The sequence below is a fragment of the Micrococcus sp. HMSC067E09 genome (assembly GCF_001812555.1).
In the GTDB taxonomy this organism is placed as follows: domain Bacteria; phylum Actinomycetota; class Actinomycetes; order Actinomycetales; family Micrococcaceae; genus Micrococcus; species Micrococcus lylae.
On record NZ_KV809428.1, the window covers coordinates 21,849 to 41,229 of the forward strand.

Consider the following 19,381-nt stretch of genomic DNA (forward strand, 5'->3'; position numbering starts at 1 on the left):
GTTATCCACATCACCACCGGACCGGGGGGACGCAAGGGTTGCGGCGGTGTGCCATCATCACCTCTTCCATCAGGAGAACCATCATGGTGAAGACGACCATGACCACCGCCGAAGACCGCCCGACCCGCCGTCTCGGCGCCGCTCTGGCAGCCGCCGTCGTCGCCGGCTCCGCCCTCGCGGCCACTCCGGCCGCCACCGCCACCGAGGTCCCGGCCCCCGCCGAGAAGGCCCCGATCCTGGCGACCCCCGTCGCTGACCTGGCGGCCCGGGGCATGGAGGTCCCGGATCCGAACGCGGACGGCTATGACAAGTTCATCGTCACCTACAAGGAGACCGCCTCTGCGGCCGCCACCGCACAGGGCCGTGCCCATGCCTGGGGCAAGGCCGCGAAGCAGGCCGGCGTCTCCGTGAAGGAGCTGCGCGCCACCGCCGTGGGCTCCCGTGTGATCAAGGCGGACAAGAAGCTGTCCCAGGCCGAGTCCGCGGAGTTCATGGAGACGCTCAAGGCCGATCCGGCCGTCGAGTCGGTCGAGCCGGACGTCATCTTCACCGCGGCCCTTGACCCGAAGGACGCCCTCTACAACCAGCAGTGGGGGTTCCACGGCGCCAACGGCATGCGCGTCCCCGGCGCCTGGGACCACTCCACCGGCTCCGGCGTCACGGTCGGCATCATCGACACCGGCCAGACCAGCCACCCCGACCTGGACGCGAACACCGTCCCGGGCTACGACTTCATCTCCGACCCGGGGAACGCCCGTGACGGCGACGGCCGTGACGCGGACCCGACCGACGAGGGCGACTGGTCCGTCGCCGGCGAGTGCAACTCGCCCTACGCGTCCGACTCTTCCTGGCACGGCAGTCACGTGGCCGGCACCGTCGGCGCCGTGGCGAACACCGAGGGAGTCGTGGGTGTGGCTCCGGATGTGAAGCTGCAGCACGCCCGCGTGCTCGGCAAGTGCGGCGGCTCGCTGTCCGACATCGCCGATGCGATCGTCTGGGCTTCGGGCGGATCCGTGCCCGGAGTCCCGGACAACCAGACCCCGGTGGACGTCATCAACATGTCCCTCGGCGGCTCCGGTGCCTGCAGCGCGACCTATCAGAACGCGATCGACTCGGCCGTGTCCCGCGGCGTCCCGGTCGTGGTCGCCGCCGGCAACGACAACAGGGACGCCTCCGGGGCCACCCCGGCCAACTGCGACAACGTCATCACCGTGGCCGCCTCGGACTCCAGCGGCAACCGTTCCTCGTTCTCCAACTACGGATCCCCTGTGGACGTGACGGCCCCCGGCACGGACATCATCTCCACCGTGAACGCCGGCAAGACCACCCCGAGCTCCTCGACCTACGCCGCCTACAACGGCACCTCCATGGCCACCCCGCACGTGGCCGGCGCGGTAGCGCTGATGCTGGCCAAGGACGGCTCCCTCACCCCGGCCGCCGTCGAGTCGGCGCTGAAGGACAACGCCCGTTCCATGCCGGGATCCTGCTCCGGCGGCTGCGGCGCAGGCCTGGTGGATGCCGCCACGACCCTCGCCTCTCTGGGCGGCGGCTCGGACCCTGCTCCGGAGCCGGAGCCGGAACCGGAGCCGGAGCCGGACCCGGACCCGATCGGCGGGGAACTGCTGACCAACGGCGGCTTCGAGCAGGGTGCCACCGGGTGGCTCGGCACCGGCAACTCCACCCCGGTGTACTCCGCGGCGGGCTCCCACTCCGGCAACTACCACGCCGCCATGAACGGACTGGGCTACCGCAACACCGCCACCATCGAGCAGCGGGTGTCCCTGCCGGCCGGCACGACCTCGACCCTGTCCTACGCCCTGCGCGTGGACTCGAACGAGGGCACCTCCGCCGCCTATGACCGCATGAGCGTGATGGTCAACGACGGCATCGCCTCCTACACGCTGAAGACGCACTCCAACATGGAGCAGGGCCGCGGGTACGCGACCCACACCGCGGACCTGTCCCGCTTCGCGGGCAAGGACGTGACCGTGTTCTTCCGTGGCGAGGAGGATGCGTACTCCGCGACCGTCTTCCGTCTGGACGACGTCTCGCTGACCGCCCGCTGAGTCTGCTGACGCGTCGGTGACGCCGCAGGTCCCGCCGGCCTGCACTGACCCGACGGCCCGGCCCGGGGAGCGCCCGCTCCCCGGGCCGGGGTCGTCTGTGCCGGCGCCTGATGTCAAGTACCCCTAGTGCCCGACGACGGCCGCCCACCCCGCGGGGGTGCGCGGCCGTCGTCGTGGGTGCCCCTCCGGCACCACGGTGCCGGTCACGGTGTACCGGCGTGCAGGCGGACCGTCCCGGCCGACGGGACCAGGGTGCTGACCGTCGGTGCCGCCGGACGTCGACGACCGTGCCGGGATCCGGCACCAAGGTGCCGGATGTGCGCCCGAGGATTGAAAGTGACCTGGCTCACCTGCCTAGCGTGAGGGCATCGCCGGACGTCGCGGCGAGGGGAGCTCCCCCAGGGGAGTTCAGGCCGCGACGGACGGAAGCAACCAGATCACCGATCACCTGTCAGAGGAGAAGCCCGATGGCTGCCCACCGAGACAACACCCGCAAGACCGCCCGCCGCGCCGGCGCCCTGCTCGCCGCCGCAGCGCTGGGAGGCAGCGCGTTCGCCGCCGCCCCGGCCCTCGCCGACCAGATCGCGGCCCCGGCCGAGAAGGCCCCGACCATCGCCACCCCGGTTGCCGACCTCGTGGCCCAGGGCATGGCGGCCAAGGACCCGAACGCGGACGGTTACGACAAGTTCATCGTGACCTACAAGGAGGGTGCGCAGGCCGCGACCACCTCCCAGGGCCGCGCGAACGCCTGGGGCAAGGCCGCCAAGGCCGCCGGAGTCTCCGTCAAGGAGCTGCGCGCCACCGCCTCCGGCTCCCACGTCGTGCAGGCGGACAAGAAGCTGGACCAGGCCGCCTCGAAGGCCTTCATGCTCCAGCTGGCCGCGGATCCGTCGGTCGAGTCCGTCGAGCCGGACGCCATCATGACCGTCGCCGCATCCACCCCGTCCGATGCCCTGTACTCGGAGCAGTGGGGCTTCCACGGGGAGAACGGCATGAACGTCGAGGGCGCCTGGGACGCCGGCACCGGCGAGGGCTCCACCGTCGCCGTGCTGGACACCGGCATCGTGGACCACCCGGACCTGAACGCCAACGTCTCCGGCGGCTATGACTTCATCTCGGACGCGGACTCCGCCCGTGACGGCGACGGCCGTGACGCGGACCCGAGCGATGAGGGTGACTGGATCGAGTACGGCGAGTGCAACGCCATGATGGAGTCCGGCTCCTCCTGGCACGGCACCCACGTGGCCGGCACCATCGGTGCGGTCGCGGACACCGAAGGCGTGGTGGGCGTGGCCCCGGACACCACCATCCAGCCGGTCCGTGTGCTCGGCAAGTGCGGCGGCTCCCTGTCTGACATCGCCGACGCGATCGTCTGGGCCTCGGGCGGGTCCGTGCCGGGCGTCCCGGACAACCCCGAGCCGGCCGATGTGATCAACATGTCCCTGGGAGGCTCCGGCATGTGCGGCACCGCCTACCAGAGCGCCATCGACCAGGCCGTGGCCAACGGCACCACCGTCGTGGTCGCCGCAGGCAACGAGTCCCAGCCGGCCGCCAACTCCCGCCCGGCCAACTGTGACAACGTGGTCACCGTGGCCGCCTCCGACGAGCAGGGCTCCAAGGCCTCCTTCTCGAACTACGGCGACGCCGTGGACGTGACCGCCCCGGGCGCGGAGATCATCTCCACCGTGGACTCCGGCACCACCACCCCGGCCGGCGCGGACTACGCCGCCTACCAGGGCACCTCGATGGCCGCCCCGCACGTGGCCGGTGTGGCCGCCCTGCTGGTCGCCAACGGCACTGCCGACCCGGCCGCCGTCGAGCAGCAGCTGAAGGACACCGCCCGCACCATGCCCGGCACCTGCGCCGAGGGCTGCGGTGCCGGCCTCGTGGACGCTGCCGCGGCACTGGGCGGCTCGGACGTCGGCGGCCGCCCTGAGTGATCCGCTGACCTGACACACCGATTCCCCTCGGCGTGAGGGGCGGGGCGGGGACCTGGCGGTCTCCGCCCCGCTCCGTGCCCGGGGCAGGGCCCGGTCGACGGTTTGGACGACCGCCGGGACATCGTGTATATTTCAGCAAGTTGCTCCGCCCGCTGTGGAGGAGTCAGACCAAGGATCTTTAGCTCAGTTGGTTAGAGCGTTCGCTTCACACGCGAGAGGTCGCTGGTTCGAGTCCAGTAAGATCCACCGCCGCGAGGCCCTCCGCCACGGAGGGTCTCGCTTTTTTCGTGGAGGTGCCTTCCGTGGAGGCGCCCAGGGCGACGGCCGCACCGGGCCCGGCCCGCGCCACGTGCCCGGCGCACATGGTGTACTGGACCGCGTCAGCGGAGCCCAGCAGAGGCAGGAGGTCACGGTGTCACAGGATCCCCAGCAGGAGTCCTTCGACCCGCGCATCCCGGAGGCGCCCGTCGAGGTCTCGGCCATCCCCGTCATCCGGCCCGCCCACGCCGATTCCGACCCCGTCACGTCCCCGGCCCCGGCCGTCCCGGACGCCGCCCTCGACCCCGTGGAGACGGATGCGGCCACCGGCATGGTGGAGATGTCCACCGAGCCGGTGGCGGACTCGCCCCTCACCCAGCCGCCGCTGTCCGAGCCGGTGACCACCTCCGTGCTGGCCCCTGCCGACGGCAACGGCCGCGTCCCTGCCCCGCAGGCCGTCCCCGACCCGGACGCCAACGCCCTCGAAGCGTTCGCCGACGCGGCCCTGCACGAACCCCAGCTCGAGGAGTCCGGCTTCGCCGACGCCCCGTTCGCGGTTCCGGGAGAGCGGTCGCGGGGCCGCCGCCTGCCCCGTCCGCGGCTGCGCCGTTCTCCCAAGCCCGCGGCGGACCCAAATCCAGACCGGGTCGTCTACGGCGAGCACATGCCCACCCAGGCGATCGCCCTTGTGGAGCGCCTCGGCAGCTCCGCCTACGGCCGCCGTATGCGCTCCCGGCTCAGCGCCCGCAAGGCCGATCAGGACGCGGCCGTGGACGCCCGCACCACCCTGGACTTCGCCCTCAAGCTCGGTGAGACGATGTTCAGCTTCGGGGCGAGCTCCATGGACGTGGAGTCCTCGATCATCGTGGTCACCCAGGCGTTCGGCATCCACGAGATCGAGATCGACCTGACGAACCAGGCGATCTCCCTGAACTACGCCCCGGACTCCTCACGGGGAGAGGTGCCGTACACGCTGCAGCGTGTGGTGCGCTCCTGGTCCACGAACTTCGCCGGCCTCGGCCTGCTCCACCGACTCGTGGAGGAGATCGCCGACGGGGAGACGACCCGTGCCGAGGCGCAGCGCCGCCTCGTGGAGATCCGGCGCACGCCCAAACCGTTCCCGGCCTGGTCCGAGGTCATCATGGCCGGCGTCTTCTGCGGCCTGTTCGTGCCGTTCATCGGCGGCACGTGGCGAGGGGCACTGGTGGGCATGGTGTCCACATGGATCGTGTTCTGGCTGAAGATCAAGGTGGAGAAGCGCGGGCTCCCGGAGATCTTCAGCACCATGCTCGGCAGCTTCCTCGCCACCACGATCGCGCTGACGCTGCACGCGGTGAATGTGGGCATCGACCCGTCCCTGGTGATCGCCGGCGGCATCATGATCCTGCTGCCGTCCTCCCGCTTCGTGGCCGCCGTGCAGGACGCCATCAACGGCTTCCCCCTCACCGCGGCAGGCCGCCTGACCTCCGCGCTGCTGGGCTACATGGGCCTGATGGGCGGCATCATGATCGGCGTCATCGGCTCGGAGATCGCAGGCCTGCCGACGTTGGACCTGGCCGAGGCGCCGACGGGATCGGAGCTGCCGGCCATCGTCCTGATGCTGCTCGTGGCCTGCGCTGCGATGTCCGACTCGATCGTCGAGCAGGCCACATGGAAGGCACTGATCGCCTCCGGGCTGGTGGCCTCCGCCGCCTACGGCGTCTGGCTGCTGTTCGACGGCATCGGCACGGGCCCGCGCCTGACCCCGGCGATCGCCGCCATGGCGGTGGGCTTTCTGGGCCGCATCGCGGCCCTGCGTCTGGGCTTCCCGCAGATCGTGGTGGTGCTGCCCAGCATGCTCTTCCTGCTGCCCGGTCTGGCGATCTTCCGTGCTCTCTACGAATTCACGGTGGAGTCCGGCTCCACCCTGCTCGGCGTGGCCGGCATCTTCAATGCGACCGTCGTGGTGGCCGCGATTGCCGGCGGCGTGGTCTTCGGCGACATCCTCGCCCGGCCGCTGACAGACCGGATCTTCGTGGGGTCGCGGCCGGCCACCGGCGCCGGCCACGTCCGCTGACCGGAGGCCGCCGCCCGGACCCGGCCGTCGGGTCGGGTGCGCCTGCAGGCGGCGGCGCGTGCCGTCGTCGGGGCGGACAGGGGACGACGACGGACGCCCGCCTCAGGCGGGCAGGCTCCAGTCCACCGGCTGCGCACCGTGCTCCGTCAGCCACGCATTGGCCCGGCTGAACGGCCGCGAGCCGAAGAACCCGCGGTGGGCGCTCAGGGGAGACGGGTGCGGGGACTCGACGACGCCCACCCCGTGTGCACGCAGCGGCGCGGCGAGCCGGCGGGCGTCGGCGCCCCAGAGCAGGGCGACCAGCGGAGCGTCACGCTCGGCGAGGGACTTCACCGCGGTCTGCGTGATCTGCTCCCAGCCGATGCCGCGGTGCGAACCCGGGGAGCCGGCAGCCACGGTGAGGCAGCGGTTCAGCATGAGCACTCCGCGCTCGGTCCACGCGGTGAGGTCGCCGTGCTCGGGTGGGGTGACGCCGAGGTCGTCGGCGAGCTCGCGGTAGATGTTGACCAGGGAGCGGGGGAGCGGCCGGACATCCGGGGCGACGGCGAAGCTCATGCCGATCGGATGCCCCGGCGTGGGGTAGGGGTCCTGGCCGAGCACGAGCACGCGGACGTCGTCGAACCGCTGACGGAAGGCCCGCAGCACGTTCTCCGGGGCCGGCAGGATCTGCTCGCCGGCGGCGCGGCGGGCGCGCAGCTGTTCGGCGACGGCGGCGAAGGCGGCGTCGTGGTCGGCGAACACCCGGGCCCAGCCCGGCTCCAGCGGCGCGATGAGGTCCATCCCGCCAGGCTATCCGGACACGGTCTGCGCTCGCCTGCGGCAGGCCGTCCGGCAGTCCGCGGGCGCGACGGGCTTCCGGTACGTGTGCCGCGCCACGGTGACACGTCCGCCGAGGTGGGGGCGGGGGAACGTACCATGTGGGACATGCCGACGACCCCACGAGACGAGCTCACCCCGCTGGAGCGGGAGGTGCTCGAACTCGAGGACCTGCGCTGGCGGTACCCGGGGGCCAAGGACCAGGCCATCCGCGAACGATTGGGACTGACCCCCACCGCCTACTATCAGATGTTGAACGGCCTGCTTGATCGGGAGGCCGCGCTCGCCTGCAGGCCCCTCCTCGTTCAGCGGCTTCGCCGCAGGCGAGGGACCCGTCGACGTGCCGGACGACCTGCCCGACCGGCCGCCTCTACTTCCCCCACTGTCGCCCAGGAGACCTGATTCACGATGGCCTACACGCCTGATCGCTTCGACGACGTCCCCGAGTACACGGACCAGCGCGGCGCTCACCGCGACCACTTCGAGGGGGCGGCGGCCGCCGGTGCCGGCGTCCGTCCGTTTCTGCTCATCGCCGTGGCCGCCATCTTGGTGGGCCTGTTCGTGGGCGTTGCCCTTCCGTTCCTCCAGCGCGGGGACGACTCCACCACCGCCGACGCCACCGCGTCCGTGACCGCCACTGCGTCCGACGATGCCGCCTCCGCCTCTGGTGACGACGAGCGCGAGGGCACGGCCGCCTCCGAGACGGAGGAGGCGAAGAAGTCCGAGGACGCTGAAGAGTCGAAGAAGGCGGAGGCGTCCACGAAGGCAGAGGAGTCCCGCAAGGCGGAGGCGTCGAAGCGGGCCGAGGAGTCGAAGCAGGCCGAGGAGTCCCGCAAGGCCGCCGAAGAATCCAAGCAGGCTGAGGAATCGAAGAAGGCCGAGGAATCGAAGCAGGCGGAGGAGTCCCGCAAGGCGGAGGAGTCGAAGAAGGCCGAGGAGTCCCGCGAGGCTGCCGCCGCTGCCGCTGAGGAGTCCCGTAAGGCGGAGGAGTCGAAGAAGGCTGAGGAGTCCCGCGCCGCCGAAGAGTCGAAGAAGGCTGAGGAGTCCCGTAAGGCGGAGGCGTCGAAGCAGGCCGACGAGTCCCGCGCCGCCGCCTCGCGTGCCGCAGAGGAGTCCCGCAAGGTCGCGGAGGCCCGCGAGGCCGAGGCATCGAAGAAGGCCGAGGCGTCGAAGAAGGCTGAGGCGTCGAAGAAGGCTGAGGCATCCAAGAAGGCGGAGGCGTCGGTCAAGAAGAATCGCGTGGTCGTCTACAACGCCACCCGCGTCAACAAGCTCGCCGCCGGCTACGCCGACCGGCTGGAGAAGGCCGGCTTCACCAACGTGACGGCGGAGAACTGGAACGGCTACGGCCTGAGCAGCTCCGCGGTGCTGTACAACCAGTCCTCGTTCAAGGGCACCGCCGAGGCGGTCGCCAAGGAGCTGGGCATCCCGGCGTACCAGACCCCCAACCTGAAGCTGAACGGCGTCGCGGCAGTCATGTTCAAGTGACCGACGCCTGATCCCTGTGCCGGCCCGGCCGGCGCGGATCGCCTCCGGCGCCCCGTCCACCCGCTCTCCGGCGGGCAGGCGGGGCGCTGTTGCGCCGTCAGCGGACCTTTTGCACTCACCGAGCGAGAGTGCTCATAATGGCTTTAGCACTCCGGTGTGCCGACTGCCAGCCGCGTCCCGCGGCAGACCAGGGCGCATGCGGAGCAGGACCTGACAGCGGTGAGGCGCTCCCGGTGGGACGCCGTCCGTCGCGGGCACTGCACAGGTCACCGACCGCTGAGAACGCAGCCGTCCAGAAAGGACATGCAGACATGGCCAAGACCATCGCATTTGACGAAGAGGCACGCCGCGGCCTGGAGAAGGGGCTGAACACCCTGGCCGACGCCGTGAAGGTGACCCTGGGCCCCCGCGGCCGCAACGTCGTGCTGGAGAAGAAGTGGGGCGCGCCCACCATCACCAACGACGGCGTCTCCATCGCCAAGGAGATCGAGCTCGAGGACGCATACGAGAAGATCGGTGCCGAGCTCGTCAAGGAGGTCGCCAAGAAGACCGACGACGTGGCCGGCGACGGCACCACCACCGCCACCGTGCTGGCCCAGGCCCTGGTCCGTGAGGGCCTGCGCAACGTGGCCGCCGGTGCCGACCCTATGGCCCTGAAGCGGGGCATCGAGAAGGCCGTCGAGGCCGTCACCTCCGAGCTCCTGGGCGCCGCCCGCGAGATCGAGACCAAGGAGCAGATCGCCGCCACCGCGTCGATCTCCGCCGCCGACGAGCAGATCGGCTCCCTCATCGCCGAGGCCCTGGACAAGGTCGGCAAGGAGGGCGTCATCACCGTCGAGGAGTCCAACACCTTCGGCCTCGAGCTCGAACTCACCGAGGGCATGCGCTTCGACAAGGGCTACATCTCCGGCTACTTCGTCACCGACGCGGACCGCCAGGAGACCGTCCTCGAGGACCCGTACATCCTGATCGTCAACTCCAAGATCTCCACCGTGAAGGACATGGTGTCCGTCCTGGAGAAGGTCATGCAGTCCGGCAAGCCGCTGCTGATCATCGCCGAGGACGTCGAGGGCGAGGCCCTGGCCACCCTCGTGGTCAACAAGATCCGCGGCACCTTCAAGTCCGTCGCCGTGAAGGCCCCGGGCTTCGGCGACCGCCGCAAGGCCATGCTGGCCGACATCGCGATCCTCACCGGCGGCCAGGTCATCTCCTCCGAGGTCGGCCTGTCCCTGGAGACCGCGACCCTGGACATGCTGGGCCAGGCCCGCAAGGTCGTCGTCACCAAGGACGAGACCACCATCGTCGAGGGTGCCGGCGACGCCGACCAGATCGCCGGCCGCGTCTCCCAGATCCGCTCCGAGATCGAGAACACCGACTCGGACTACGACCGTGAGAAGCTGCAGGAGCGCCTCGCGAAGCTGGCCGGCGGCGTGGCCGTCATCAAGGCCGGTGCCGCCACCGAGGTGGAGCTCAAGGAGCGCAAGCACCGCATCGAGGACGCCGTCCGCAACGCCAAGGCGGCCGTGGATGAGGGCATCGTCGCCGGCGGCGGCGTGGCCCTGATCCAGGCCGGCGCCAAGGCCTTCGACGGCCTGCAGCTCGAGGACGACGAGGCCACCGGCGCGAACATCGTGAAGGTCGCCATCGAGGCCCCGCTGAAGCAGATCGCCCTCAACGCCGGCCTGGAGCCGGGCGTTGTGGCGGACAAGGTCAAGGACCTCCCGGAGGGCAACGGCCTCAACGCCGCCACCGGCGAGTACGAGGACCTGCTGGCCGCAGGCATCAACGACCCGGTGAAGGTGACCCGCTCTGCCCTGCAGAACGCCGCCTCCATCGCCGGCCTGTTCCTCACCACCGAGGCCGTCGTGGCCGACAAGCCGGAGAAGGCCGCCCCGGGCGCCGACGCCGGCATGGACCCGATGGGCGGCATGGGCGGCATGATGTGACCGCCTGCTGACGCCTGACCCGGCCCGCAGCCGGGTCGACCGACGCAGGCGAGGCCCGGTCCCCTCACAGGGGGCCGGGCCTCGCCGCATGTCTGGAGACATTGCCGCTCAGCCAGGTGGGCGGCTTCCCAGCTGGGGCGGCGAAGCGGCAGGAGCGGGGCCTCAGCGCAGCAGGTCGCGCTCCCGGGTCAGGTTGGCCCGTGCCGCCTGCTCCCAACGACGACGGCCGCTCGCCGTCGTGTACAGCCGTTCCGTCGCCAGCAGGTCGTCCAGAACGGCGGAGCGTCCGCGGCGCCAGTCGGGCTCGGCCACGTGGGCGAAGTCCTTTCGGACGAGGGCCACGTAGGCCTCGTAGGCCTCCGGGTCGCGGCCCAGGACCTCGAGGTCCGCGTCCGAGAGTGCGGCGCCTGCGGAGTCCTCTTCGTCCGGCCGGTGGCGGGCTGTGAGCCGCACCAGGCGGGCGGTCTCGGCGATCTCCGCGTCCGGCACGGCCAGCGGCGGTGCGGAGAGCAGGTCCTCGGCCAGACGGGCGGAATCCTCCTCGTCCTGACCGGCGGGGCGGGACGGGTCGGCGTCGTAGACGGCGTCATGGAACCACGCCGCCAGCGGCACGGCACGGGGGTGCGGACCGAGCTCCTCGCCGTCCGTGCGCAGCCGGTCCACGGCCTCGAGGACCGCCAACAGGTGGTCCGGAGCGTGGTAGTGGCGGTGCGGCTGGCTCCACCGGGCCAGCAGGTCTCGGCCGAGCTCCTCGACCGCGGCGGGGTCGGCGGCCGGCCCGGCGGCGAAGAGGTTCTCCCAGCGCCGCAGGAGCATGGGATCCCGGCGCTTCGGCCGGCGCCGCGAGGGCACCCGCAGGCCGGAGCGGGTCAGCCGCCGGGTCAGATCCCGTCCGCTGACCGGCACGGCCCCCGCGGCGATCAGCTCGTCGTAGCGGTGGGCAGGCACGTCGTAGTGGTCCAGGTCGAACGCCCGTCGGGTGATCCCTGTGGCCTCGGCGAAGGCGTGCAGCTCCTCGAGGCTGGCGTCCGAGACCAGGTGGGAGAACACCGTCCCATGCGCGGGCCAGACGGGCGGGTCGATGTAGACGGCCATGGAGGCCACCTTAGACCCGCCCGTCGGCCGTCTGCTCAGAAGCGGAACATCGCGGCGTTCGCCTGCTCTGCCTCGGAGTACTGGGCACCGGCCTGGTCCATGGCACGGCGGATGCCGGCCAGGGCCTCCTCCACGCGGGCCTGGGTGCCGCGCCACTCGGTGAGCACGGTCTGGAAGTTCGTGGACGCCTGGCCGCGCCAGGTGTCCTGCAGCTGGCGGAGGTTGGCCTCCATGGCGTTGACCTCGGCCTGCAGCCGGCCGATCGAGCCTTCCACGGCGGCGCTCTTGGCGAACAGGTCCTCGATGTCGATCTGGACGACGGTCATGACAGTCTCCTTGCGTCTCGTCTCCGGCGGCGGGGTGCCGCCGTGACCACCACGCTGACAGAAGGAGGGACCCGGGCGCGCGGCCGGGTCCTGCTGCTGTGGACGGATCAGGCGTTTCGGTCGCCTGTGGAGGAGGGGTCGTCCTGCTCGAGCTCCTCGTCCGGCTCGAAGTCGTCGTCCTCGTCGTCGAAGGCGTCCTCCACGTAGGACCAGGGAAGGTGTACCGAGAAGGTGGCGCCGCCGCCCTCGGTCTCACGCAGTCGCACAGAGCCGTCGTGCTGCGCGACGATCGCGGCGACGATCGCCAGTCCCAGGCCCGTGCCGCCGGTCTCGCGGTGGCGGGAGCTGTCCGCACGGTAGAAGCGCTCGAAGATGCGGTTCGCCTCCTCCTCGGAGATGCCGTGGCCGTGGTCCCGGATCTCGATGACCGAGTCGCGGGCACCCTTGACCTGGTGTCCCGAGGCGTCGGTGGAGCCGGGCAGCACGTCCACGGTGCCCACGGCGATCTCGATCGGCGTGCCGGCCGGCGTGTAGCGCAGCGCGTTGGTCATCAGGTTCACGACGACCTGGCGGATGCGGCCCTCGTCGCCGTACACGGTGGCGGAGGTGGCGCGGCCCCCGTCCAGGCCCACCATGGTGACCTCGCGGTCCGGGGCGTTGACCTTCGCATCCAGCACGGCATCCATGGCGAGCATCTGCAGGTCCAGCGGCTGCGACTCCAGGGCGCGCTGCTCGTCCAGCCGGGCCAGTGTCAGCAGGTCCTCCACCAGCTGGTGCATGCGGGTGGCCTCGGACTCGATGCGGCCCATGGCCGCGGCCACGTCCTCCTCCTTCGTGATGCCGCCGTGCCGGTAGAGCTCGGAGAAGCCACGGATGGTGACCAGCGGGGTGCGCAGCTCGTGGGAGGCGTCCTGCACGAACCGGCGCATGGTGGACTCGGACTGCTCCTTGTCCCGGAACGCGGACTCGATGTGCGCGAGCATCGCGTTGAGCGAACGGGAGAGGCGGCCGACCTCGGTGTCCGGGGGCGCGTTCTCCACACGCTGTGAGAGGTCGCCTGCGGCGATCATGGAGGCAGTCCGCTCCACGCGGTTGAGCGGACGGAAGGCGCGGCGCACCCCCATGTTCGCGAGGATCACCGCGCCGGCGGTGGAGATCAGGCCGATCGTCACCACGAGCGTGGTCACGCGCTCCACGGAGGAGGTCACGGTGCGCAGGGGCAGGGCGACCGCCACGGTGCCCTCACCGCTGCGGAGGCGGTACAGGCGGACGCGCCAGCCGTCGGAGTTCTCGGTGCTGCCGGGGACCTCGAACGCCTCCGAGCCGCGCTGGGTGACCTGCTGCTCGGTGAGGGCGTCCAGGCGGGGGCCGTCCATGTCCGCGGCCACCGGGGTGCTGACCAGCTGGTTGCCCTCGTTGTCCCAGAGCTCGCCGTAGAAGCGCAGGATCGAGTGCGGCGGCGTGTAGTAGCCGCCGGACTGGCCCACCGACGTCAGGTAGATGGAGACGTTGTCACGGTTGGACTGCAGGTCCTCGTCCAGCTGGCGGACGAGCTCGTTGCGGAAGAGCGTGGCCGTGAACAGCGCGGTGAGGGCCACCGTGAGCAGCATCAGTGCGGTGATGAGCACGATGAGCTTGCTGCGCAGCGAGGAGTTCTTCCACGTGTAGCGCAACGAGGCCCACGGGCGGATCCCGGGGCCTCTCGCGGCGCTGAGGCCGGTCATGCGCCTCAGCGCTTGTCCGCGGTGCGCAGCATGTAGCCCACACCGCGCTTGGTGTGGATCATGCGCTCGCGGTCGCCGACGTCGATCTTGCGGCGCAGGTAGGAGATGTAGGACTCGACGATCGAGGCATCGCCGTTGAAGTCGTACTCCCAGACGTGGTCGAGGATCTGGGCCTTCGAGAGCACGCGGTTGGGGTTCATCATCAGGTAGCGCAGCAGCTTGAACTCGGTGGGGGACAGGTCCACCACGTCGCCGCCGCGGCGGACCTCGTGCGCGTCGTCATCCAGTTCGAGGTCGTCCACACGCAGCACGGCGGCGTCGTCCTCGGCGGGAGCGGTGCGGCGCAGCACGGCGCGGATGCGGGCCACCACCTCGTCGAGGGAGAAGGGCTTGGTGACGTAGTCGTCGCCGCCGACGGTCAGGCCGGTGACCTTGTCCTCGGTGCCGTCGCGGGCGGTGAGGAAGACGACCGGGAAGTGGCGGCCGGCTGCGCGCAGGCGGCGGGTGACGGTGAAGCCGTCCATGTCCGGGAGCATCACGTCCAGCACGGCCAGGTCCGGCTGGAATTCCTCGGCGGCCGCGAGGGCGTCGTGCCCGTTCTCAGCGGCGACGACGTCGAAGCCGGCGAACCGCAGGGAGGTTGAGAGCAGCTCGCGGATGTTCGACTCATCGTCCACGACGAGGAGGCGGGCTTCGGGGTTCTTGTTCTGCATGCGTCCAGTGTGGCCCCGGAACCTGGGGGTTGTCTGCACGTCGCCTGCGGGTCTGCCACGGGATTTGTGGGAGGCCTGCGACGACGGTCGCCTGCGCTCCCGGGGCGGCTCGCCCCGGTCGCCGGGCCGGGCGGCGTCGGGCATCGCCGGTCAGAGGCGGGAGCGGCGGATCGCCGCGAGGATGACGTAGAGCAGAAGCAGGGCGAAGCCGGCAGGCATGCCGAACAGTGAGAGCCCGTACAGGGCGGCATGGCTCACAGCGCCGGCGAAATAGCCGACCAGCAGCCACACGAGGGCGATCAGGGAGACCGCGGTGAGCAGCACGCCGACGACCAGGACGCCGGTCAGCAGCGTCGAGCCGGAGCGGCCGGTCGGGCGGGCGGTGGAGTCGTGCTGCGCAGGGGTGGAGGACATGCCGCCCATGGTAGGCCGAGCGGGTATCCTGAGCCGTCAGAGAAGACACGTCCCCTCGTCAACGGGAGCCTTCCCGGCAGGAACGGTCCCACCGATGCCGCGGCCTCGCCGCGCCGGTGTGTTGGACCCCGCCCGCTCCCGGCACGACGGCCACCGTGCACGCCGGAGGACTCGGCGGTGCCGGAGCCGCAGTGGGACGCCACGACGACTGAAGCAGGGAAGTGATCCGATGCCCACCGGACGCATCAAGTTCTACGACGCCGCCAAGGGATTCGGCTTCGCACAGGCGGACAGCGGCGAGGAGGTGCACGTGCCCTCCTCCGCGCTGCCGGCCGGGGTGAAGGAGCTGCGCGCGGGCACCCGCGTCGAGTTCGGCATCGCCGAGGGCCGCCGCGGCCTGCAGGCGCTCTCGCTGCGCGTGCTGGAGTCCGGGCCCTCCTCCGTGCGCAATCACCGTCCGAAGCCGGACGAGATGGCGATGCTCATGGAGGACCTCATCAGGTGGCTCGACCAGACGTCCAACGGTCTGCGCCGCGGCAGGTACCCGCAGCGCGCCCAGGCCGAGAAGATGGCGCAGGTCTTGCGCCGCGTCGCCGACGACCTGGAGGCCTGAGCCGTGACCGAGCAGACCGTGGCAGATGAGGTGCCGCAGAACGGGCAGGTGGCCGAGGAGAAGGCCGCCGGGAAGAGTGCCGCACACCAGAAGGCGGCGGACAATCCGGTGAAGAAGCCGGCCCGTCGCAGGGCCCCGCGCCGCGACGAGGTCCTCGCCGAGGCCATCCACACCGCACGGGCCGGCCTGGCCGGTCTGGCCGAGGACGAGCAGATCGGCGAGCATCGCGGCGCCACCGTGGACGACGACCGCCTCATGACCCACCGCTGGGACGCGAAGCTGCCCGGCTACCGTGGCTGGCAGTGGTATGCCACCGTCGCCCGCGCGCCGCGTTCGAAGCTCGTCACCGTGTGCGAGGTCGGCCTGGCAGCCGGCGAGGACTCGATCGTCGCCCCGGCCTGGGTGCCCTACGCAGACCGCGTCTCCGAGGAGGAGCGCGAGCGCATGAAGGCGGTCGCCGAGGGGCGCGACCCGAACCGCGCAGCCGAGAGCGACGACGAGGAGACGGCCGCGAAGGACGACGGTGCCGAGAAGCCCGCCGATGGGAAGGCCCCTGCCGGCACTGAAGCGGCCCCGGAGACGGATTCGGCCTCCGACGCCGAGGCATCGGAGGCCGAGGACGCTGCGGAGGAACCGACTCAGGTGAGCTGACCGGCCACGTGGTCGATGCAGCCGAGCAGGGCCGACACGTCGTCCGGCTCGATGGCGGCGAAGGTTGCGATGCGCAGCTGGTTGCGGCCGAGCTTGCGGTACGGTTCCACATCCACCACGCCGTTGGCGCGCAGCACCTTGGCGATCGCGGCGGCGTCCACGGCGTCGTCGAAGTCCACGGTGCAGATGACGTTCGAGCGCTCGTCCGGGTTCTGCACGAACGGGGTTGCGACGCCCGAGGCTTCGGCCCACGCGTAGACCCGGGAGGCCGACTCCGCGGTGCGGGACGTGGTGAACTCCAGTCCACCGTTGCCGTTCATCCACTTCAGCTGCTCGTCCAGCATGACGAGGGTGGCCAGTGCCGGGGTGTTGTAGGTCTGGTCCTTGACCGAGTTGTCCACGGCGATGGACAGGTCCAGGAACTCCGGGATCCACCGGCCCGAGCCCTTGATCTCCTGCACCCGGTCCAGGGCCTTCGGAGAGAACAGAGCCAGCCACAGGCCGCCGTCTGAAGCGAAGTTCTTCTGCGGAGCGAAGTAGTAGACGTCGGCCTCGGCCATGTCCACGGTCAGTCCGCCCGCGGCGGAGGTGGCGTCCACGACCACGAGGGAGTCCGCGTCGGCTCCTTCCGGTCGGACGACCGGAGCGAAGACACCGGTGGAGGTCTCGTTGTGCGGCCACGCGTACACGTCCACACCGGCCACCGCTTCCGGGGCGGGACGGGTGCCCGGCTCCGCGGTGCGGATGTCTGAGGATTCCAGAAACGGGGCGTTGTCCGTCGCCCGGGCGAACTTGGATCCGAACTCGCCGAAGCTCAGGTGCTGGGCCTTCGCCCGGACCAGGCCGAAGCTCGCCGCGTCCCAGAAGGCGGTGGAGCCGCCGACACCCAGCACGACCTCATAGCCCTCCGGCGCGGAGAACAGGGTGGAGACGCCCTCGCGGACGCTGCGGACCAGGTTCTTCACCGGGGCCTGACGGTGCGAGGTGCCGAGCAGCTTCGGGCCTGCGGCGACGAGCGCCTCGACCTGTTCGGCGCGGACCTTGGACGGGCCGGCGCCGAAGCGGCCGTCGGCGGGGAGCAGGTGGGCGGGCAGGGTGATGGCGGACGGATCCATGGCCACGGCGGGACACCTCGTCTTCTCTTGCCTGGGGAGCCGGGAGGGGAGAGTGCACGGTGCGCGGGGCACGTGCATCAGGCCATTGTGCTCCGGCCCGCCGGGGGCGTGGTGAACGTGACGACGCGCAGGCGGGCAGCGCTCGCTAGACTGGGGCGGCGCCGAGACGCAGTCCGGACGCGGTGGCAACGAGTTGAGAAGGGCGACGGCGGATGACCGATCTGATCGACACCACGGAGATGTACCTGCGCACCATCCTCGAGCTCGAGGAGGAGGGCATCCCGCCGCTGCGCGCCCGCATCGTCGAACGCCTCGAACACTCCGGACCCACCGTGTCCCAGACGGTCGGCCGCATGGAGCGCGACGGGCTCGTGCATGTCGGCGAGGACCGGCGTCTGCAGCTGTCCGAGCAGGGTCGTGAACGGGCCGTGGCGGTGTTGCGCAAGCATCGGCTCGCCGAGCGCCTGCTGGCCGACGTCATCGGCTTGGACTGGGCCTATGTCCATGACGAGGCCTGCCGCTGGGAGCACGTCATGAGCGACCAGGTCGAGCAGCGTCTGCTCGAGATCCTCGACGACCCCGACACCACCCCGTACGGCACCCCGATCCCGCCGCGGCCGGACCGTCAGTCCGCCGCCGAATGGAGCTCGAGCATGGGGCTGTCCTCCAAGTCTCTTGTGGACGCCGCGGGGGGTCGGGCGACCGTTGCCAGTCTTGCCGAGGCGGTGCAGGCGGATGCGGAGCTGCTCGAGGAGCTGTTCCGGGCCCACATCCGACCGGGCGTGGTGCTGGAGGTCAGTGAGACCTCAGATCCGGAGTACCTGCGTGTGCAGGCCGTGGATGTGGAGGGTGCCCCGGCCTTGGAGTTGGGCCGCGAGACCGCCGCCCACGTGCGGATCGCCACCGGAGCCTGAAGGGCGGCAGCTCACCGGTGCAGGGCCTGAGACTCCGGAGTCGCGGACGGGGGTGCTCCAGCTGCGACTCGGTCTCGATCGTGATGATCGGTCACGGTCTGCGTCGCGGGGGACCGATCGGTCGGTATTTCTCATGATTGCTCCTGACAAGGGGCGATCATGTCTGATCGACGGAAGGGGATGCGACGTTTCGTGATGAACGCGTGACATTCCTGTGACCTTGTGTGTAGCCTGAGCCGGTGCCCGGATGCAGGAGTCGGTCCGGGCGCCCCGTGTCCACACCGTGTGCGTCCTCCGAGTGGACAGCGGGGAGTCACTCGTTTCGACGGCAACCGCCATGGTCGGAGGCTCTGCAGGGAGCGCAGGGATCGCACACGGACATGCTCGGAAGAGGATCACCGTGACTGACAACCTGCACTCGCGCAATGCAAAGCGTTCCGGCCGCACTGCAACCAAGGCGACCGTGGCCGTCCTCGCCGGCGGCCTGGTGGTGGCCGGCGGCGTCGCTCAGGGACAGATCGGCAAGGGCGAGGACAACGTCATGGCCGAGGAGGCCAAGGTCGAGGTCGAGCGCAGCGCGCAGGTGGAGCGTCAGTCCTCCGTGGACGCCGAGGCCGCGGAGAAGGCCGCCGCCCAGAAGAAGGCCGAGCTCCAGAAGAAGAAGGCGGAGGCCGCCAAGAAGGCAGCCGCGAAGAAGAAGGCCGCTGCGAAGAAGGCTGCGCAGGACAAGGCGGCCCAGGAGGAGGCGGCCCAGGAGGCCGCCGCTGAGAAGGCTGCAGCTGAGAAGGCTGCGCAGGAGAAGGCCGCAGCTGACAAGGCCTCTCAGGAAAGGGCAGCCGCCAAGAAGGTTGCCGCCAAGAAGGCTGCCGCGAAGAAGGTCGCAGCTGAGAAGGCTGCGCAGGAGAAGGCCGCTGCCGAGAAGGCGGAGGCGGAGAAGCAGGCTGCCGCCGAGCAGCGCTGGCGCGAGAAGGTTGCCGCCCAGGAGGCCGCGAAGAAGGCCGCCGCCGAGCGCGCCGCTGCCCAGCGTGCTGAGCAGGCCGCCCAGCGCGAGGCTGCTCAGGAGGCCGCCGAGCGCCAGGCCGCTGAGCGTGAGGCCGCTGAGCGTGAGGCCGCCCAGGAGGCCGCCGAGCGTCAGGCTGCCCAGGAGGCTGCCGAGGCCGCTGAGCGTGAGGCTGCCCAGGGGGCTGCCGAGCGTCAGGCCGCGCAGGAGGCTGCCGAGGCCGCTGAGCGTCAGGCTGCCCAGGAG

16 protein-coding genes, 1 tRNA gene and 1 pseudogene are annotated in these 19,381 nt (G+C 70.9%); 11 read left to right on the plus strand and 7 right to left on the minus strand.

Annotation, left to right across the window (positions count from 1 at the left end; translation table 11 throughout):
• The first annotated feature begins 83 nt into the window (after positions 1–83).
• The 4 genes from HMPREF2863_RS03615 to HMPREF2863_RS03630 all read left to right on the plus strand — a co-directional run bounded on the left by HMPREF2863_RS03615 (position 84) and on the right by HMPREF2863_RS03630 (position 6,320).
• Entirely contained in the window at positions 84–2,066 is a 1,983-nt protein-coding gene (locus HMPREF2863_RS03615) for a S8 family serine peptidase (protein ID WP_246828814.1), read from the plus strand.
• 467 nt (positions 2,067–2,533) lie between these two features.
• A complete protein-coding gene (locus tag HMPREF2863_RS03620; RefSeq protein WP_067190875.1) occupies positions 2,534–4,006 on the plus strand; it encodes a S8 family peptidase in 1,473 nt (490 codons plus the stop codon).
• A 172-nt stretch (positions 4,007–4,178) separates the two neighbouring features.
• Positions 4,179–4,252: transfer RNA gene (locus tag HMPREF2863_RS03625), tRNA-Val, on the plus strand.
• A gap of 166 nt (positions 4,253–4,418) precedes the next feature.
• The gene (locus HMPREF2863_RS03630) at positions 4,419–6,320 is read left to right on the plus strand and encodes a threonine/serine exporter family protein (RefSeq protein WP_067190873.1); all 1,902 of its coding nucleotides are present in this window, start codon (positions 4,419–4,421) and stop codon (positions 6,318–6,320) included.
• Positions 6,321–6,422: 102 nt separating this feature from the next.
• Here the strand turns inward: HMPREF2863_RS03630 and HMPREF2863_RS03635 are convergent, their stop codons facing one another.
• A complete protein-coding gene (locus tag HMPREF2863_RS03635) occupies positions 6,423–7,100 on the minus strand; it encodes a uracil-DNA glycosylase (RefSeq protein ID WP_067190871.1) in 678 nt (225 codons plus the stop codon).
• Positions 7,101–7,244: 144 nt separating this feature from the next.
• Between HMPREF2863_RS03635 and HMPREF2863_RS11420 the strand changes: the two genes are divergently transcribed.
• The 3 genes from HMPREF2863_RS11420 to groL all read left to right on the plus strand — a co-directional run bounded on the left by HMPREF2863_RS11420 (position 7,245) and on the right by groL (position 10,570).
• Positions 7,245–7,538, plus strand: a complete 294-nt coding sequence (locus tag HMPREF2863_RS11420; RefSeq protein WP_245232192.1) for a DUF3263 domain-containing protein — start codon at positions 7,245–7,247, stop codon at positions 7,536–7,538.
• A 6-nt stretch (positions 7,539–7,544) separates the two neighbouring features.
• Positions 7,545–8,624, plus strand: coding sequence for a LytR C-terminal domain-containing protein (locus tag HMPREF2863_RS03640; RefSeq protein ID WP_070637985.1), 1,080 nt, complete (start codon positions 7,545–7,547; stop codon positions 8,622–8,624).
• Between the two features lie 311 nt (positions 8,625–8,935).
• Positions 8,936–10,570 (plus strand): chaperonin GroEL, encoded by a 1,635-nt coding sequence (gene groL / locus HMPREF2863_RS03645; protein ID WP_067190866.1) that lies wholly within the window; start codon positions 8,936–8,938, stop codon positions 10,568–10,570.
• Between the two features lie 162 nt (positions 10,571–10,732).
• Here the strand turns inward: groL and HMPREF2863_RS03650 are convergent, their stop codons facing one another.
• The 5 genes from HMPREF2863_RS03650 to HMPREF2863_RS03670 form a co-directional block, all read right to left on the minus strand.
• On the minus strand, positions 10,733–11,665 hold the full coding sequence (locus HMPREF2863_RS03650; protein WP_070637991.1) for a DUF4031 domain-containing protein: 933 nt from the start codon (positions 11,663–11,665) through the stop codon (positions 10,733–10,735).
• Positions 11,666–11,700: 35 nt separating this feature from the next.
• Complete coding sequence (locus HMPREF2863_RS03655) at positions 11,701–11,991, minus strand: WXG100 family type VII secretion target (RefSeq protein WP_067190862.1); 291 nt, start codon at positions 11,989–11,991, stop codon at positions 11,701–11,703.
• 107 nt (positions 11,992–12,098) lie between these two features.
• A complete protein-coding gene (locus tag HMPREF2863_RS03660; protein ID WP_070637994.1) occupies positions 12,099–13,715 on the minus strand; it encodes a sensor histidine kinase in 1,617 nt (538 codons plus the stop codon).
• Positions 13,716–13,720: 5 nt separating this feature from the next.
• Positions 13,721–14,428, minus strand: coding sequence for a response regulator transcription factor (locus tag HMPREF2863_RS03665; RefSeq protein ID WP_067190858.1), 708 nt, complete (start codon positions 14,426–14,428; stop codon positions 13,721–13,723).
• A gap of 150 nt (positions 14,429–14,578) precedes the next feature.
• Complete coding sequence (locus HMPREF2863_RS03670) at positions 14,579–14,842, minus strand: hypothetical protein (RefSeq protein ID WP_135103348.1); 264 nt, start codon at positions 14,840–14,842, stop codon at positions 14,579–14,581.
• A 229-nt stretch (positions 14,843–15,071) separates the two neighbouring features.
• Here HMPREF2863_RS03670 and HMPREF2863_RS03675 point away from each other — a divergent pair, with 229 nt between their 5' ends.
• Entirely contained in the window at positions 15,072–15,455 is a 384-nt protein-coding gene (locus HMPREF2863_RS03675) for a cold-shock protein (protein WP_067190855.1), read from the plus strand.
• A gap of 3 nt (positions 15,456–15,458) precedes the next feature.
• The gene (locus tag HMPREF2863_RS03680) at positions 15,459–16,106 is read left to right on the plus strand and encodes a DUF3027 domain-containing protein (protein WP_070637997.1); all 648 of its coding nucleotides are present in this window, start codon (positions 15,459–15,461) and stop codon (positions 16,104–16,106) included.
• Here HMPREF2863_RS03680 and serC read toward each other — a convergent pair.
• Entirely contained in the window at positions 16,094–17,221 is a 1,128-nt protein-coding gene (gene serC / locus HMPREF2863_RS03685) for a phosphoserine transaminase (RefSeq protein WP_067190883.1), read from the minus strand. The two genes, HMPREF2863_RS03680 and serC, sit on opposite strands and share 13 nt — an antisense overlap.
• A gap of 212 nt (positions 17,222–17,433) precedes the next feature.
• Between serC and HMPREF2863_RS03690 the strand changes: the two genes are divergently transcribed.
• Together HMPREF2863_RS03690 and HMPREF2863_RS12020 are read left to right on the plus strand one after the other, a co-directional pair.
• Positions 17,434–18,135 carry a metal-dependent transcriptional regulator gene (locus tag HMPREF2863_RS03690; RefSeq protein ID WP_067190853.1) on the plus strand — a complete coding sequence of 234 codons (702 nt, stop codon included), beginning with the start codon at positions 17,434–17,436 and terminating at the stop codon, positions 18,133–18,135.
• A 400-nt stretch (positions 18,136–18,535) separates the two neighbouring features.
• Positions 18,536–19,381 (plus strand): annotated as a pseudogene (locus HMPREF2863_RS12020) (hypothetical protein); the annotation flags it as partial.